The 15,227-nt window shown below is 73.0% G+C and carries 17 protein-coding genes, 1 pseudogene and 1 riboswitch; of the genes and pseudogenes, 4 read left to right on the top strand and 14 right to left on the bottom strand.

Features of this window, described 5'->3' with window-relative positions:
• The coding region (locus tag ABZ914_RS31035) for an AAA family ATPase (RefSeq protein ID WP_500197542.1) at window positions 1–574 on the bottom strand (574 nt) is incomplete at its 3' end.
• A 127-nt stretch (window positions 575–701) separates the two neighbouring features.
• Here ABZ914_RS31035 and ABZ914_RS31030 point away from each other — a divergent pair.
• Genes ABZ914_RS31030 through ABZ914_RS31020 form a run of 3 tightly spaced genes read left to right on the top strand, consistent with a single transcriptional unit; the run spans window position 702 to window position 4,092 of the window.
• Window positions 702–2,039, top strand: coding sequence for a sulfite oxidase (locus ABZ914_RS31030; protein ID WP_500197541.1), 1,338 nt, complete (start codon window positions 702–704; stop codon window positions 2,037–2,039).
• A gap of 11 nt (window positions 2,040–2,050) precedes the next feature.
• Window positions 2,051–3,451, top strand: coding sequence for a selenium-binding family protein (locus ABZ914_RS31025; RefSeq protein ID WP_500197540.1), 1,401 nt, complete (start codon window positions 2,051–2,053; stop codon window positions 3,449–3,451).
• A 2-nt stretch (window positions 3,452–3,453) separates the two neighbouring features.
• The gene (locus ABZ914_RS31020) at window positions 3,454–4,092 is read left to right on the top strand and encodes a hypothetical protein (protein ID WP_433231884.1); all 639 of its coding nucleotides are present in this window, start codon (window positions 3,454–3,456) and stop codon (window positions 4,090–4,092) included.
• On the opposite strand, the gene ABZ914_RS31015 is transcribed toward ABZ914_RS31020, so the two are convergent.
• On the bottom strand, window positions 4,089–4,841 hold the full coding sequence (locus ABZ914_RS31015) for a GntR family transcriptional regulator (protein WP_500197539.1): 753 nt from the start codon (window positions 4,839–4,841) through the stop codon (window positions 4,089–4,091). The two genes, ABZ914_RS31020 and ABZ914_RS31015, sit on opposite strands and share 4 nt — an antisense overlap.
• A gap of 16 nt (window positions 4,842–4,857) precedes the next feature.
• On the bottom strand, window positions 4,858–5,868 hold the full coding sequence (gene add, locus ABZ914_RS31010; RefSeq protein ID WP_500197538.1) for an adenosine deaminase: 1,011 nt from the start codon (window positions 5,866–5,868) through the stop codon (window positions 4,858–4,860).
• 140 nt (window positions 5,869–6,008) lie between these two features.
• Here add and ABZ914_RS31005 point away from each other — a divergent pair, with 140 nt between their 5' ends.
• Window positions 6,009–6,935, top strand: a complete 927-nt coding sequence (locus tag ABZ914_RS31005) for a D-alanyl-D-alanine carboxypeptidase family protein (protein WP_500197537.1) — start codon at window positions 6,009–6,011, stop codon at window positions 6,933–6,935.
• 17 nt (window positions 6,936–6,952) lie between these two features.
• Here ABZ914_RS31005 and ABZ914_RS31000 read toward each other — a convergent pair whose 3' ends face one another.
• The 11 genes and pseudogenes from ABZ914_RS31000 to ABZ914_RS30950 form a co-directional block, all read right to left on the bottom strand.
• Window positions 6,953–7,579 carry a Uma2 family endonuclease gene (locus tag ABZ914_RS31000; protein ID WP_500197535.1) on the bottom strand — a complete coding sequence of 209 codons (627 nt, stop codon included), beginning with the start codon at window positions 7,577–7,579 and terminating at the stop codon, window positions 6,953–6,955.
• Between the two features lie 60 nt (window positions 7,580–7,639).
• Window positions 7,640–8,032 carry a PH domain-containing protein gene (locus ABZ914_RS30995; RefSeq protein ID WP_387032054.1) on the bottom strand — a complete coding sequence of 131 codons (393 nt, stop codon included), beginning with the start codon at window positions 8,030–8,032 and terminating at the stop codon, window positions 7,640–7,642.
• 46 nt (window positions 8,033–8,078) lie between these two features.
• Window positions 8,079–8,954, bottom strand: coding sequence for an ATP phosphoribosyltransferase (gene hisG / locus ABZ914_RS30990; protein ID WP_190861768.1), 876 nt, complete (start codon window positions 8,952–8,954; stop codon window positions 8,079–8,081).
• 46 nt (window positions 8,955–9,000) lie between these two features.
• On the bottom strand, window positions 9,001–9,513 hold the full coding sequence (ribH, locus tag ABZ914_RS30985; protein WP_387032052.1) for a 6,7-dimethyl-8-ribityllumazine synthase: 513 nt from the start codon (window positions 9,511–9,513) through the stop codon (window positions 9,001–9,003).
• Window positions 9,510–10,760, bottom strand: coding sequence for a bifunctional 3,4-dihydroxy-2-butanone-4-phosphate synthase/GTP cyclohydrolase II (locus tag ABZ914_RS30980; protein WP_500197533.1), 1,251 nt, complete (start codon window positions 10,758–10,760; stop codon window positions 9,510–9,512). The genes ribH and ABZ914_RS30980 overlap by 4 nt, the downstream gene beginning before the upstream one ends.
• Window positions 10,757–11,398 (bottom strand): nicotinamide riboside transporter PnuC, encoded by a 642-nt coding sequence (gene pnuC, locus ABZ914_RS30975; protein ID WP_500197532.1) that lies wholly within the window; start codon window positions 11,396–11,398, stop codon window positions 10,757–10,759. The genes ABZ914_RS30980 and pnuC overlap by 4 nt, the downstream gene beginning before the upstream one ends.
• Window positions 11,395–12,036: a riboflavin synthase gene (locus tag ABZ914_RS30970; RefSeq protein WP_500197531.1), complete on the bottom strand. Its 642-nt coding sequence runs from the start codon at window positions 12,034–12,036 to the stop codon at window positions 11,395–11,397. The genes pnuC and ABZ914_RS30970 overlap by 4 nt, the downstream gene beginning before the upstream one ends.
• A gap of 90 nt (window positions 12,037–12,126) precedes the next feature.
• A riboswitch (FMN riboswitch) is annotated at window positions 12,127–12,257 on the bottom strand.
• A 271-nt stretch (window positions 12,258–12,528) separates the two neighbouring features.
• Window positions 12,529–13,167, bottom strand: a complete 639-nt coding sequence (locus ABZ914_RS30965; protein ID WP_500197530.1) for an HAD-IA family hydrolase — start codon at window positions 13,165–13,167, stop codon at window positions 12,529–12,531.
• A gap of 15 nt (window positions 13,168–13,182) precedes the next feature.
• Complete coding sequence (gene rpe / locus ABZ914_RS30960) at window positions 13,183–13,860, bottom strand: ribulose-phosphate 3-epimerase (protein ID WP_190861778.1); 678 nt, start codon at window positions 13,858–13,860, stop codon at window positions 13,183–13,185.
• Between the two features lie 12 nt (window positions 13,861–13,872).
• The gene (locus ABZ914_RS30955) at window positions 13,873–14,820 is read right to left on the bottom strand and encodes a phosphatase PAP2 family protein (RefSeq protein ID WP_500197528.1); all 948 of its coding nucleotides are present in this window, start codon (window positions 14,818–14,820) and stop codon (window positions 13,873–13,875) included.
• A 7-nt stretch (window positions 14,821–14,827) separates the two neighbouring features.
• Window positions 14,828–15,227, bottom strand: a pseudogene (locus tag ABZ914_RS30950) (rRNA cytosine-C5-methyltransferase); the annotation flags it as partial.

Below are 15,227 nucleotides of genomic sequence, written 5' to 3'. Positions count from 1 at the left end.
CGTGCACCTCGCGGGTCCGGTTGGACGTGACGACGACGACCGGCGGGCGCTCGGCCCGGATCGTGCCGAGCTCGGGGACGGTGATGGTGAAGTCGCTGAGCACCTCCAGCAGGAACGCCTCGAACTCGTCGTCGGCGCGGTCCAGCTCGTCGACGAGCAGCACGCTCGGCGCGGTCTCCAGGGCGCGCAGCAGCGGCCGGGCCAGCAGGAACCGCCGGTCGTACAGCTCGCCTTCCAGCCGCGCGACGTCGCCGACGCCGGCGGCCTCGGCGGCGCGCAGGTGCAGGAGCTGGCGCGGGAAGTCCCAGTCGTACAGGGCCTGCGAGGCGTCGAGGCCCTCGTAGCACTGCAGGCGGATCAGCGGTGCGCCGAGCGCCGTCGCGAGGGTCTTGGCCAGCTCGGTCTTGCCGACCCCGGCCTCGCCCTCCAGGAACAGCGGGCGGCCCATCCGCAGGGCGAGGAAGCACGCGGTGGCGAGGCCCTCGTCGCAGAGGTAGGCGTGCCGGTCCAGCAGGCTCGTGAGGTCCGCGGGCGAGGCGACCTCGTCCGCCGCCGTCGGCGCGGTCTCCACCATGTTCGTCAGGCTACCCAGCGGAGCGGCCGAGTCCCAGACGTCCGCATCCCCCGTTTCCGGCGCCGTTTCCATGGTGAACCTGTAGGGAAAGTTGACTTTCGGGCGGCCGGTCAGCAGCATCGAGCACATGCGAACCGGTGACACCCCCCACCGTCCCCAGCCCGGCCCCGGCGGCGACCTGACCGACGAGGCGACCTACGAACGCGTGCGCACGGCCCAGGCCGCCTCGTCCGGCCGCGCGCTGTCGCGGCGCGGCATGCTGCGGCTGTCCGCCGGCGCGGGCCTCGGCGCCGCCCTCGGCACGGCCGCCGCCTCACGGCCCGCGTTCGCCGACCCCGCCACCGCCGCCCCGGCCACCGCCGGCGCGACGGCCAGCGGGATCGTCAAGCCGCTGCCGCCCGAGCTGTTCATCCCGCAGGGCACCAACGCGGAGATGCGCTGGGAGGCCATGCGCGGCCAGGGCCCCCTCACCCAGGTGGACCGGTTCTTCGTCCGCAACCACGTCGCGACACCGCTCGTCGACGCCCGCACCTGGCGCCTCAAGCTCTGGGGCACCGGCCTGCGCGGCGCCCCGCCCGAGTCGCGCCCCATCGAGTTCTCCTACGAGGACCTCCTCGGCATGCGCGCCGAGACCATCACCTCGTTCATCGAGTGCACCGGCAACGGCCGCAGCTTCTACGCCTCCCAGCAGGGCCAGGAGGTGTCGGGCACCCCGTGGAAGCTCGGCGCCGTCGGCGTCGCCCGCTGGCGCGGCGTGCCGCTGTCGGCCCTCCTCGAACGCGCGGGTCTCACCCCCGAGGCTGTGGACATCCTCCCCCGCGGACTGGACGCTGACTACGTGGACAAAGGCGAGAACCTCGGCCGGGTCAGGCGCCCCCTGCCCGTCGCCAAGGCGCTCAAGGACGTCCTGCTCGCCTACGAGATGAACGGCGCGCCGCTGCCGCCCGACCACGGCTTCCCGGTCCGGCTGGTCGTCCCGTCCTGGGTGGGCGTCGCGAGCATCAAGTGGGTCGGCGACATCCAGGTCGCCGACGAGCCGCTCTTCTCCCCCTGGAACACCCGCTACTACCGCCTCTTCGGCCCCGGCTACCCGCCCGAGGGCAGCGCGCCGCTCACCCGCATGAACGTCAAGTCGGCGTTCGAGCTGCCGTGGGACGCGCCGCTGACCGCCCGCCCCCAGGTCCTGCACGGGCGGTCCTGGTCCGGCACCGGGCGCGTGCGGAAGGTCGAGGTCAGCGCGGACGGCGGCCGCACCTGGCGGCACGCCCGCCTGCGGGACCGGCACGCCGACCCGCGCGGCTGGGTCCGCTGGGAGTTCCCGTGGCGGCCCGACGGCCCCGGACGCCACGAGCTGCTCGCCCGCGCGACCGACGACACCGGCGCGTCCCAGCCGTCCACCGCGCCCTACAACACGCTCGGCTACCTGTTCGGTGCCGTCGTCCGCCACCCGGTCACCGTCTCCTGAAGGGACCCTCCATGGCACTGTGGAAGCCAGACCCGACCTTCTACGCCTCGCCGCGCGACGCGGTGTCGGCGCCGCCGGAGAAGCTGGCCTACGTCGCCGCGTTCGACCGCTCGGCGGAGAAGCCCGACGCGATCGCCGTCCTCGACGTCGACCCGGGCTCGGCGTCCTATGGCGACGTCGTCGGCTGGACGGACCTGCCGTACCTCGGCGACGAGCTGCACCACTTCGGGTGGAACGCGTGCAGCAGCGCCCTGTGCCCGTACGCGCCGCACCCGCACGTGGAGCGCCGCTACCTGATCGTGCCGGGGCTGCGGTCGTCGCGCGTCTACGTCATCGACACCAAGGACCGGCCGACGTCGCCGGAGATCGTGAAGGTGCTGGAGGCGGACGAGCTGGCGAAACGCGCCGGGTACTCGCGGCCCCACACCGTCCACTGCGGACCCGAGGGGCTGTACCTCACCGCGCTCGGCGGCGCGAACGGCGAGGACGGGCCGGGCGGGATCGCGCTGCTCGACCACACCTCGTTCGACGTCCTCGGCCGCTGGGAGGTCGACCGCGGCCCGCAGTACTTCGCCTACGACGCCTGGTGGCACATCGCGCACGACGTGCTCATCACCTCCGAGTGGGGCACCCCGTCCATGATCGAGGACGGTGTCGTCGGGGAGCTGCTGCTCGGCCGCAAGTACGGGCACTCGCTGCACTTCTGGGACCTGCGCAAGCGCCGCCACGTCCAGGAGGTCGACCTCGGCGACGAGCACCAGATGGTGCTGGAGCTGCGGCCCGCGCACGACCCGACCAAGCAGTACGGCTTCGCCGGCGTCGTCGTCAGCGTCGAGGACCTGTCGGCGTCGGTGTGGCTGTGGCACCGCGACGGCGACCGGTGGGCCGCGACGAAGGTCATCACCATCCCCGCCGAACCCGCCGACGCGTCGGTTCTGCCGGACGTCATCAAGCCGTTCGGCGCCGTCCCGCCGCTGGTCACCGACATCGACCTGTCGGTGGACGACCAGTGGCTGTACGTGTCGTGCTGGGGCACCGGCGAGCTGAAGCGCTACGACGTCAGCGACCCGTTCCACCCCGTCGAGGCGGGCTCGGTGCGCCTCGGCGGCATCGTCGGCCGCGCCCCGCACCCGGCCGCGCCGGACCTGCCGCTCGCCGGCGGCCCGCAGATGGTCGAGGTCAGCCGCGACGGGAAGCGCGTCTACGTCACCAACTCGCTCTACGGCTCCTGGGACGACCAGTTCTACCCCGACGGCGTCGGCGCCTGGATGGCCAAGCTCGACTCCACCGCCGACGGGTTCGCCCTCGACGAGCGGTTCTTCCCGCACGGCGACGCGTTCCGGGGCCGGCGCCCCCACCAGACGCGGCTGCAGGGCGGCGACGCCTCGTCCGACTCCTACTGCTACCCGTAGCGGTGAAGGACGGTTCGCTCGCCGCGCTCGTCGCGATGGGCGCCTTCCACGGCCTCAACCCGGCGATGGGCTGGCTGTTCGCCGTGGCCCGCGGCCTCCAGGAGCGCAGCAGGGCCCTCGTCCTGCAGTCGCTCCCCGCGATCGCCGCGGGCCACGCCGCGTCCGTCGGGGCCGTCGCGGTCCTCGTCGCGCTCACCCGGTCGGTCGTGGCGACCCAGGCGGTCGCGATCGGCGGCGGGATCGTGCTGGTCGGGTTCGGGCTGTGGCGGCTGCTGTCGCGGCGGCACTTCCGCTGGGTCGGCATGCGGATCTCGCTGTGGCAGCTCGCCGCCTGGTCGTTCCTGATGTCGTCGGCGCACGGCGCGGGCCTGATGCTGCTGCCCGTGCTCACCGCGTCCGGGACGGTCCCCGCCGGCCACCACCACGGCCTCGCGTCGGCGTCCGGGAACGCCGTGTCCGCCGCGATCTTCGTGACCGGCGTGCACACGCTGGCGATGCTGGCGGTCGCGGGGACCATCGCCGTCGCCGTCTACGAGATCGTAGGGCTGGCGATCCTCCGCCGCGCCTGGTTCAACCTGGACCGCGTGTGGGCCGCCGCCCTCATCACCGCCGGCGCCGTCACGCTCGTGACCGCCCTCTAGGAGGTGCCGGCGCGGGTCAGGTGCAGGCCGATGCCGTACCCGGTGACGACCGTCAGGGTGTAGGCGTCGACCGGCGCGCGGCCGGCGTCGTAGGCGGTGCCGGTGATGGCGAGGGCCGGGTCGCCGGGGGACGCGCCGCAGCGCCCGGCGTCCGCCGCGTCCAGGACGGCGGGTTCGAGGCGCTGCAGGCTCTCGGCGACGCGGCTCCCCGCGAGCGCCAGCGCGTCGACGATCGTCGGGCTCGCGGCGAGCACCCCGGGAGTGATGCGCTCGGCGACCGCCCGCGGCACGACGTCGGTCGCGACGCCGTACGGGACGCCGTGGCGGAGCCGGGTGGCGCGGTAGCGGACCAGCGGGGCGCCCACCGGGACCTTCAGGCGCGCGGCGAGCGCCTCGTCCGCGGCGAGCGCGTCCTGCGCGCGGTCGCGTTCGACGACGTGGTGCGCCTCGTTGTCCAGATCGTCGAGGAAACCGGTGTAGACCGGCCCCGACCTCGGCGACAGCGGCTCGATCGGCAGCGGGTCCGCGACGTAGCTGCCCGACCCGCGGCGGCTGGTGACGTAGCCGGTGTCGCGGAGCTCGGCCAGCGCCTGGCGGACGGTGCTGCGGCTGGCGCCCATCGCCGCGGCGAGGTCGTCCTCCCCGGGCAGCCGCTCGCCGGGCGCGTAGTGCCCGGCGAGGATCCGGCTCTTGAGCGACATCGCGATGCGCACGTACAGCGGGCGGTCCGCCCCCGGCGGGCGTGCCATGGCAGGTCCCTCCTCGTCACAGGGCGACGTCGTCGAGTTCCCGCCGGACGGCGGCCTTCGTCGCGGCGGGCGCGTACGCGGCCTCCAGCGCGGCGACCTGCGCGTCCAGCAGCGCGCGGCGGGTGAAGCCGTGCAGGTCGTGGGCCATGCGGAGCTCGTCGTTCAGCGTGGTCCGGAAGTAGGCCGGGTCGTCGGTGTTCAGCGTCACGACCAGCCCGGCCCGCGCCAGCTCCCCCAGCACGTGGCTCCGCGCGTCCTTCACCAGCTTGAGGGCGACGTTGGACGTCGGCGCCACCTCCAGCAGGATCCGCCGCTCGGCCAGGTGCGCGACCAGCGCCGGGTCGTCCAGGCAGCGGATGCCGTGCCCGATCCGGTCGGCCTTCAGCGCCCGCAGCGCGCCCCACACGCTCTCCGGGCCGGCGGTCTCCCCGGCGTGCGGCAGCGCGGCCAGCCCGGCCGCCTTCGCCTTGGCGAACGAGGCCGCGAACGGCTCGGGCGGGAACCCCTCCTCCACCCCGCCGAGACCGAGGCCGACGACCCCGGCGGGCGCCGTCCGGCCGAGCAGGAAGTCCACGGTGAGATGCGAGTCCGGCGCCTCCGACTCGCGGGAGATGTCGCAGATCCAGCCGATCTCCACGCCGTGCTCGTCGCGGGCGCGCCGCCGCCCCTCGTCCAGCCCGGCGGCGTACTCCTCCAGCGCGACGCCGCGCCGGTGGTGCTGCACCGGAGTCGTGGTGACCTCGGCGTACCGGACGTTCTGCGCCGCCAGCTCGGCGGCCAGCGCGGCGGTGGCGTCCGCGAAGTCCTCCGCGCCGCGCAGCACGTCGAGGCCGGCGAGGAACAGCCGCGCGAAGTCGCCGAAGTCCTCGAACCGGTAGAGCCCCTCCAGGTCCGCGGCCGACTCCGCGCCCAGGTCGGCGCCGTGGCGGCGCGCCAGCGCCAGCAGCGTCTCCGGGCGCAGCGAGCCCTCCAGGTGCACGTGCAGCTCGACCTTGGGCAGCCGCCCGATCCACGCGTCGATTCCCATCGCCCCTCCGATCTGTACGGTCAACCATACAGGTCGATCTGTATGGCGAATCGTACAAATCCTGACTTCGCCGCATTTCCGCAGGTGGCGGGCCCGCACGGGTGCTTGAACGCGGCCCGTCCGGCTGGCAGTGTCCGAATGTGATCACCGCACTCGCCGCCCGCCACCGCGCGATGACGCTCGCCGCCCTCCCGCTCGCCGCCGTCCCGCCGCTCGTCGCGGCCCCGGCGCGCGCGGCGGCGCGTCCCGCCGCCGGACCGTCCGGCGTCGTCGCGAAGTCCGCGCTGCTGTACGACGTGACGGACGACACGACCGCGTGGTCCCGCGCCGCCGACACCGAACGCCCCATCGCCAGCATCACCAAGGTGATGACGGCGCTCGTCGTCCTGCACGAGGGCGGGCTCGGCCGGAAGATCACGATCAGGCGCAAGTACCTCACGTACGCGAAGAAGCACGACGGCAGCACCGCCGGCCTGCATGCGGGCGACCGGCTCACCGCGCGCGAGCTGCTCAACGCGCTGCTGCTGCCGTCCGGCTGCGACGCCGCCTACGCCCTCGCCGACACCTACGGCCCCGGCAAGGCGAGGTTCGTCGCCAAGATGAACGACGCGGCCCGCGAGCTCGGCCTCGACCACACCACCTACGCCAACTTCGACGGCCTGCCCTGGCCGACCGCCACGTCCACCCGCTCCACCGCCCGCGACCAGGTACGCCTCGCCGGCTACGCGATGGACGACGGCACGTTCCGCGCCACCGTCGCCCGCCGCACCTACAGGCTCGCCAGGACCAGGACCCACCACGCCTACACGTGGACCAACACCAACCGGCTCCTCGGCTCCTACAAGGGCGCGATCGGCATCAAGACCGGCACCACCGACGCCGCCGGCTACTCCCTGATGTTCGCCGCCCGCCGCGACGGCCGCACCTTCACCGGCATCGTCCTCAACAGCTCCACCACCGACGAGCGCGCCCGCTTCGCCGACGCGGCCCACATGCTCGACTGGGCCTTCGGCGCCACCGACGCCTACCGCGTCCCACCCGCCCCCACCAACACCACCACCGACTGACGCCGCAGTGGTGGTGGTTACCGGCGCCTCCAGACGGCACCGAGGTCGATGTCGAGGTCGAAAGGCACGGTCAGTTTGAGCCGGTCGTGATGTATACCGGTCAGCGCATAGGACGCATTGGCGGGTTCGAGTTCGAAGACATAGACGACGGTCCGATCCCCGTCCCTCTCCACGCGCCAGAAATGCTTGATTCCGGCGGCGGCGTACCGACGAGGTTTGATCTCCCGGTCGCGCTCCACCGAATCCGGTGACACGGCCTCGATCACCAGCACGGCATCCTCTGCCTGGAAGTGCGTACGAGAAGGGTCGCTTCCGAAGGCTTCGGATGTCACCACCGCGACATCAGGCTCTGGCGCCTGCCGTTCCCCCAGCCGGACCGTCATTTCGCGAACGGCCCGCAGGTGCGTCGGCGCCTGCTGGTCCAACTCGTTGGCCACCAGGTTGAGCACGGACGTATGCCACATCGTCTGCGGGCTCACGAAGACCAGGCTCCCGTCGATCAGCTCCGTGTGCCGGGGCAGACCGCGCATGCGCAGGAAGTCGTCGGCGGTGAAGCCGCCCGGCGGGGGGATCACCCAGTCTGGCAGCGCCTCACGCTCCATGTGACCACTTTCCGCACATGACTCGATACTCTGCGCGCTCATGCCCATACTCTGGCACACGGCGGCGCGCCTGGTCCTGCCAACAGCCTAGAACAGGCGGCGTCAGGCGGGGTCGGGGGTTTCGCTGCGGGTACGCAGGAGGGCCTTCAACTCGGTGAGCTGGCGGGCGGCGAGGGCCTTCTCGGCGCCGTTGATGCCCATCGCGCCGATGGACGTCCCGTCGGCGAGGTCGAGGGTGGGCCAGGGGTCGCCCTCGACCATCGACACGCCGAGCACCTCGGGCCAGGCGAGGCGGCGGGTGCGGAAGGCGTTGACGACCGTGAGGCCCGCCTCGCCGGCGACGACGCGGCAGCGGGCCAGCATGTGCAGGACCCACGCGACGACCAGGCCGAACACGACGATCAGCACCCGGTCGAACAGTTTGAACTGCGGGGCCACCACCACGGCGAGCGCGATCAGGCCGACCACGACCACGCCCGCCGTGATGTAGGCCACGAGCCGTGTGGTGCGCGGGCGCCACACGACCGGAAGGGCCCTGACCTCAGTCAACGATCTTCGAGATGGGGATCTCGAGGATGTCGTGGGCGCCGGCCGCCTTCAGCGCGGGGATCAGCGTGTTCACGCCGCGCTTGGCGACCACGGACTCGACCGCGCTGGAGTCGCCGCCGGCCAGCGAGGTGACCGTGGGCGCCGACATCGACGGCATGATGTCCAGGACCTTCTGCAGGTCGGACTGGGCGACGTTCAGCTTCAGCAGCACGTTGCCGCGCGCGCGGATCGCGCCCTGCAGCAGCAGGGAGACGTCCTCCATCGCGGCGCGCTTCTCGGCGTCCTCGTAGGCCTCGCGGTTCGCGACCAGCTCGGTGTAGCTGGTCAGCAGCGTGTCGAGGATGCGCAGGCCGTTCTTGCGGAGCGACGAGCCGGTCTCGGTGAGGTCGACGATCGCGTCCACGATGTCGGGGACCTTCGCCTCCGTCGCGCCGTAGGACGGGACGACCTTCGCCTTGACGCCGTGCTTGTCGAGGAACCGCTTGGTCATCGCGGGGAACTCGGTGGAGATCCGGACGCCCTCCGGCAGGTCGGACACGCTCTGCCAGGGCGCGTCCTCCGGCACCGCCATGATCACGCGGACCGGGTTGGAGGTCGCCTTGGAGTACTGGAGCTCGCCGAGGCTGACCACGTCGGAGTCGGTCTCGGTGATCCAGTCGCGGCCGGTGATGCCGAGGTCGAACAGGCCCTGTTCGAGGTAGGTCGGGATCTCCTGCGGGCGCAGCACGCGGACGCGGTCGATGCGCGGGTCGTCGATCGAGGCGCGGTAGTCGCGGTCCGAGGCGCGCCGGACGGTGAGGTCGGCGGCGTCGAACAGCTGCATGGTCGCCTTCTCCAGCGACCCCTTGGGCAGGACGAGTGACAGCACGGAATTGCCTTTCGGAATGGGTTGCGTACGGGTGACCGGGATGACCTCAGGAGCCCAGATGCTCCAGGCCGTGCCCGGCGTGACCGTGATGCCGCAGACCTCGCAGGGTCAGTGCCGTGTCGAGTGCGGCCACAGTCGCCTCCCATCCCTTGTCCTCGGAGCTGCCCGGCAGCCCGCTGCGTTCCAGTGCCTGCTCAATGGTGTCACATGTGAGGACCCCGTTGCCCACCGGAGTCGACTCGTCCAGTGCAACGCGTGTCACACCGCTCGTCACGGACTCGCAGACATAGTCGAAATGCGCGGTCGCGCCCCGGATCACCGCGCCGAGGCAGACGACGGCGTCGAGGTCGCGGGCCATCTGCTGGGCGATCACGGGGATCTCCAGGGCGCCGGCGACCCGGACGACCACGGGCGCGTCGATCCCGCACGCCTTCGCCGCGGCGACGGCGCGCTCCAGCAGCTGGTCGGTGATCTGCCCGTGCCAGCGGGTGCAGACGACGCCGAGCGTCAGCCCGGCCGCGTCGACGACCGTGTCCTCGGGGCGTCCCGCGCCGCTCATGAGAGTCCCTCGATCTCGTGTCCGAGACGGTCCCGCTTGACCGTCAGGTAGCGCCGGTTGTGCTCGGTGACGACGACGGGCATCGTCTCGCGGCCGCGCACGTCCAGCCCGAACCCGTCCAGGCCCGCCAGCTTGTCGGGGTTGTTGGTGAGCACCCGGATCGAGCGGACGCCCAGGTCACGCAGCATATGCGCGGCGTTGGAGTACTCGCGCGCGTCGGCGGGCAGGCCGAGTTCGAGGTTGGCGTCGACGGTGTCGGAGCCGGCGTCCTGCAGGGCGTAGGCGCGCAGCTTGGCGAGCAGGCCGATGCCGCGGCCCTCGTGGCCGCGCAGGTAGACCACGACGCCGCGGCCCTCCTCGGCGATGCGCTCCATGGCGGCGTCGAGCTGGGTGCCGCAGTCGCAGCGCTCGGAGTGCAGGACGTCGCCGGTGAGGCATTCGGAGTGCGCGCGGACCAGGACGTCCTCGCCGTCGGCGAGGTCGCCGAGGACGAGCGCGAGGTGCTCGCCGCCGTCGATCTCGCTGGAGAACCCGACGGCGCGCCACATCCCGTACCGGTTCGGCAGGCGGGTCTCGACGACCCGGGTGACCATCGCCTCGGTGCGGCGGCGGTACTCGGCGAGCTGCTCGATGGAGATCAGCTTGAGGCCGTGCTCCTTGGCGAACACCTGCAGCTCGGGGAGGCGCGCCATGGTGCCGTCCTCGTTGACGACCTCGGCGAGGACGCCCGCCGGGGTGAGCCCGGCCATCCGGGCGAGGTCGACGGCGGCCTCGGTGTGGCCGCGGCGGCGCAGCACGCCGCCCTCGCGGTAGCGGAGCGGGAAGATGTGGCCGGGACGGACGAGGTCGCCCGGCTCGGACGCCGAGTCGGCGAGCGTCCGGATCGTCCGGGCCCGGTCGGCGGCGGAGATGCCGGTGCTGACGCCGAGCCGCGCGTCGACGCTGACGGTGTAGGCGGTGCGCATGCGCTCGCTGTTCTGCGCCGTCATCAGCGGGATCTGCAGCCGGTCGAGGTCGGCGCCCTCCATCGGGACGCAGATCACGCCGCTGGTGTACCGGATCGTGAAGGTGAGCAGCTCCGGCGTCGCCTTCGACGCGGCGAAGATGATGTCGCCCTCGTTCTCGCGGTCCTCGTCGTCGACCACCACGACGGGGCGTCCCGCCGCGATGTCGGCGACCGCCTCCTCGATGGGGTCGAAGATCCCGCCGCCGTTCGGTCCGTCGTTGAGTCCGTCGTTGCCGCTCATGCGGTCACCGCCTTGTTCCCGGGGGCCGGTACTGCCTTCGCTTCCCGCAGCCAGTTCCTGAACCCGACCATCACCATCACGAAGAAGATCACGTAGACCGCGCCGGACACGTACAGCCCGGAGTGCAGGGCGACCGGCACGCCGACCAGGTCGACCAGCACCCACACGATCCAGAAGTCGACGAGCGCGCGGCTCTGCGCGAACGTCGCGACGGCGCTGCCGACGAAGATGTAGGCGTTCGCCCACGGCGACCAGGCGGCCTTGAGCCAGTCGACGTGGAGGAACAGCTCGGCGACCGCGGCGGTGCCGACGACGAGGGCCGCGATCAGCACGGCGCGCTCCTTCGCCGTCGCGCTCCGCACGACCAGGGGGTCGCCGCCGCGCCGCCCGCGCGCCCACATCGCCCAGCCGTAGACGGCGAGGACGCCGAAGAGCACCTGCTTGAGGGCGTTGCCGGGGACGTCGGCGTGCACGGACGCCGCGAGCAGCAGCAGCGCGCCGACCAGTTGCACCGGCCACGTCCAGAGGGTCTTGCGCATGGCGAGCCACACCACGGCGAGCGACAGCACGTTGCCGACGAGGTCGGTCCAGAGGATGTGCTCGCCGAAGATGTCGAAGCCCGCGTCGAGCCAGCTCATGCCGCGCCACCCACCGGGTCGGGGTCACTCGCCGGGCCGCCCGCCGCCGCGCGGTCGCCGAGCATCCGCTCGACGTACTTGGCGACGACGTCGACTTCGAGGTTGACGGGGTCGCCGGGCTTCTTGTGGCCGAGCGTGGTGAGGGACAGCGTCGTCGGGATGAGCGCGACGCTGAACCGGTCGGCGCCGGCCTCGACGACCGTGAGGCTGATGCCGTCGACCGTGATCGAGCCCTTGCCGACCACGTAGCGGGCCAGCGGCGCGGGGAGCGAGACGGTGACGACGTCCCAGCGTTCGCCCGGTTCGCGGGAGAGGATCGTTCCGACGCCGTCGACGTGGCCCTGGACGAGGTGGCCGCCGAGCCGGTCCGAGAGCCGGACGGGCCGCTCCAGGTTGACCTTGGACCCGGGTTCCAGCGCGCCGAGGCTGGACCGGTCCAGGGTCTCCTTCATCGCGTCGGCGGTGAAGGTCCCGTCCTTGACGTCCACCACGGTGAGACAGACGCCGTTGACGGCGATCGACGCGCCGTGGACGGCGTCCTCGGTGACGAGCGGGCCGCGGATCGTGAGGACGGCCGAGTCGCCCTCGGCCTCGACCGCAACGATCTCGCCGAGCTCCTCGACGATGCCGGTGAACATTCCCCGGGCCTCCTTGTTCCGCTGCTACGGAACCCGGCTCCGGGGGTACGTGCGTCGACACTGCGGCACCCCTGGGTCACCAGGGGTGCACTGCGCGCTGCCTCCCATCCGGACTTTCACCGTCGGTCCTGGAGTTCCACCAGGTCAACCGGCCGATGGCTTCGGCCGGGTCGCGGACTGTCACCGCCGGTTCGGAATTGCACCGACCCCGGAGCACGCGTTCATGCTTTGGGAACCAGTGTGCCATGCGAACCATTCCCCGCCCTATGTGAGCATCGCCACGGCCGCATGCGGCCTACCAAGCGCTCGCTCGGCTTATCCTTGCGCGGTTCAACGTTCAACGATCTCCGGCACCGGGTAGACCCCGATCCGGACCCCGCCTCCGCTCCCCGCACCCGACTCCGCGCCGCCGAGCCCGTGGTGACCGCCACTCCCAACGTGGGCCCGGCGGCGCGGCCACGACTCGGCCCGCCCCCGCCTGCGGGGGGCGGCTCAGTGGGCGAGGCGCAGGCCGCCGGGCGCGGTGGCGACGTGCGTCAGGTCCGGGACGATCGCGTGCGCCCCGGTCAGCTCGGCCCGGTCGTGGCTGGTGCCCACGGCCAGGACGGTCGCGCCGGCGGCGCGGCCCGCGGCGATGCCGGCCGGGGCGTCCTCGATGACGACGCAGGCCGACGGGTCGACGCCGAGGCGGCCGGCCGCCAGCAGGTACCCGGACGGGTCGGGCTTGCCGCGCGAGACGTCCTCGGCGGTGACGACGACGGGCGGCAGCGGGACGCCGGCGACCCCGGTGCGGACCCGGAGCTGCTCCTTGTCCATGGACGTCACCATCGCCCACGGCATGCCGTTCATCGCGGTCAGCAGGGCCAGGGCGCCGGGCAGCGCGGTGATCCCGTCGGTGCGCTCCGCCTCCAGCGCGTCGAGGCGGGCGGTGGCCGCGGCGACCCGGTCGGCGGGCAGGAAGTCGGCGACGCGGTCGCTCGTGCGGCGGCCGTGCGCGCCCGACAGGAACTCGTCGGCGTCGAGCCCGTACTCCGCCGCCCAGACGCGGGCGGCGGCCTCGACCAGCGGGGTCGAGTCGACGAGCGTGCCGTCCACGTCGAAAAGGACGGCCGTACAGGGCAGTGTCACCATGCGGTCATCGAACCATCACCACGAGGCGGCCGCGGTCGCCTTCTCCGCCTGCGCCTTCAGCCTCCGGACGGCCTCGGACGGGTCGTCGGCGCCGTACACGGCGCTGCCCGCGACGAAGACGTCCGCTCCGGCCTCCGCGCAGCGCTCGATCGTCTCGGCGCTGACGCCGCCGTCCACCTGGACCCACACCGGCAGGTCCCGGCCCTTGATCATGTCGCGGGCGCGGCGGACCTTCGGCAGCACGACGTCCAGGAACCTCTGCCCGCCGAACCCGGGCTCCACGGTCATCAGCAGGAGCATGTCGATCTCGCCGAGGAGGTCCTCGAACCCCTCGACCGGAGTGGCGGGATTCACACCGAGCCCGGCGCGCGCGCCGGCGGCGCGGATGGCGCGGAGCGTGCGGATCGGCGCCTTGGCGGCCTCGGCGTGGATGGTGACGGAGCCCGCCCCGGCCTCGGCGTACTGCGGCGCCCACCGGTCCGGGTCCTCGATCATCAGGTGGCAGTCGAGGGGCAGCGCGCTGTGCTTGAGCAGCGCCTCGACGACCGGGAGGCCCAGGGTGAGGTTGGGCACGAAGTGGTTGTCCATGACGTCGACGTGCACCCAGTCGGCGGTGCCGGAGATGAGCGCGACGTCCTCGGCCAGGCGGGCGAAGTCCGCGGAGAGGATGCTGGGTGCGATCTGTGGTGCCATGATGCCCCGAGTCTATTGGGCCGGTTCGTCCGGCCCATCACCCGGCCGGGTGAGCGGAGGGGTGGCCCGGCGCGCCAGGCCGAGCCGGACGAACGCCTCCGGCGCGCCCGCCGTCGCCCACAGGGCGAGCAGCGCCTGGACGGTGAACGCCTCGGCCGCGCGGGCCCACGGGAGCAGGTCGAGCGAGGAGATCACGCCCGCGCCCGCGGCGCCGACGACCAGGCGCGCGAGGCGGCGCCCGAGGGGGCCGCCCGCGTCGAACCAGCCGCGCGCGGCGGCGATCGACATCCCCGCGAGGATCCCGAACAGCCCGCCGGAGGCGGCGGCCGCCTCGTTCACGGTGATGGGGCGGGTGTGCCCGCCGTCCGCGACGATGGCCCTCGCCCACGCGGCCGGCCAGTGCCAGCCGTGCAGGGAGCGGACGGCGAGCCAGGCGCCGCCCAGGAACGCCAGCGCGATCACCAGCGCCATCGCCGCCTGGAGGAGCAGCGGGCGCGCGCTCCACCACGGGACGACCCGCGGTTCGAGCCACAGCCCCGCGACCAGGACGCCCAGGCCGATCGCCCATCCGGCGAGGACCTGGCCGGACGAGTGCACGCCCAGGTAGACCCGGGACGCCCCGATCAGCGCGATGACGGCGGCCGCCGCCGCCCACACGCCGGGTCGGCGCGTCCGGGACGCGAAGAAACCCCAGGTCACGACCGCGTTCTGGGCATGTCCCGACGGCATCCCGAACGAGGCGAGCGGCTGCCGCCCGTGGACGGACGGGTCCGTCCAGAACGGGCGCGGGGCGTGCCACACCAGCTTCAGGACCGTGTTGAGCGTCGACCCGAACGCCAGGAGGACGATCGCGCGCGCGGCGAGCCGCGGATGGACGCACCAGTAGAGGACCACGAGCGCCGGGATGTAGAACCCGGCGCTGCCGAGGTACGTCATCGCGAGCATGAAGCCGGTGAGCACCGGCGTATCAGTCCCCGCGGCGCAGGAGGGCGAGGAACATGGCGTCGGTGCCGTGCCGGTGCGGCCAGAACTGCGCGTACGGGCCGTCGCCCACGCCCGTGAGGGCCGCCGCGACCGAGGCGAGGACGGCGGGCGCGTCGAGCCGCTCGACGTCGCCGCGGTCGCGCAGCACGTCGTCCACCACCACCCGCGTCTCGGCGAGGTGCGGCGAGCAGGTGACGTAGGCGACGACGCCGCCGGGGCGGACCGACTCCAGCGCGGTCGCCAGCAGCCGGCGCTGCAGCGGCCCGAGTTCGGCGACCGACTCGGGGCCGCGGCGCCAGCGGGCCTCGGGACGGCGCCGCAGCGCGCCCAGGCCGGTGCAGGGCGCGTCCACCATCACGCGGTCGAACGCGCCCGGGCGCCAC

This window comes from Spirillospora sp. NPDC046719 (assembly GCF_040645715.1).
In the GTDB taxonomy this organism is placed as follows: Bacteria; Actinomycetota; Actinomycetes; order Streptosporangiales; family Streptosporangiaceae; genus Spirillospora.
This window is presented reverse-complemented; position numbering and strand designations above follow the sequence as displayed.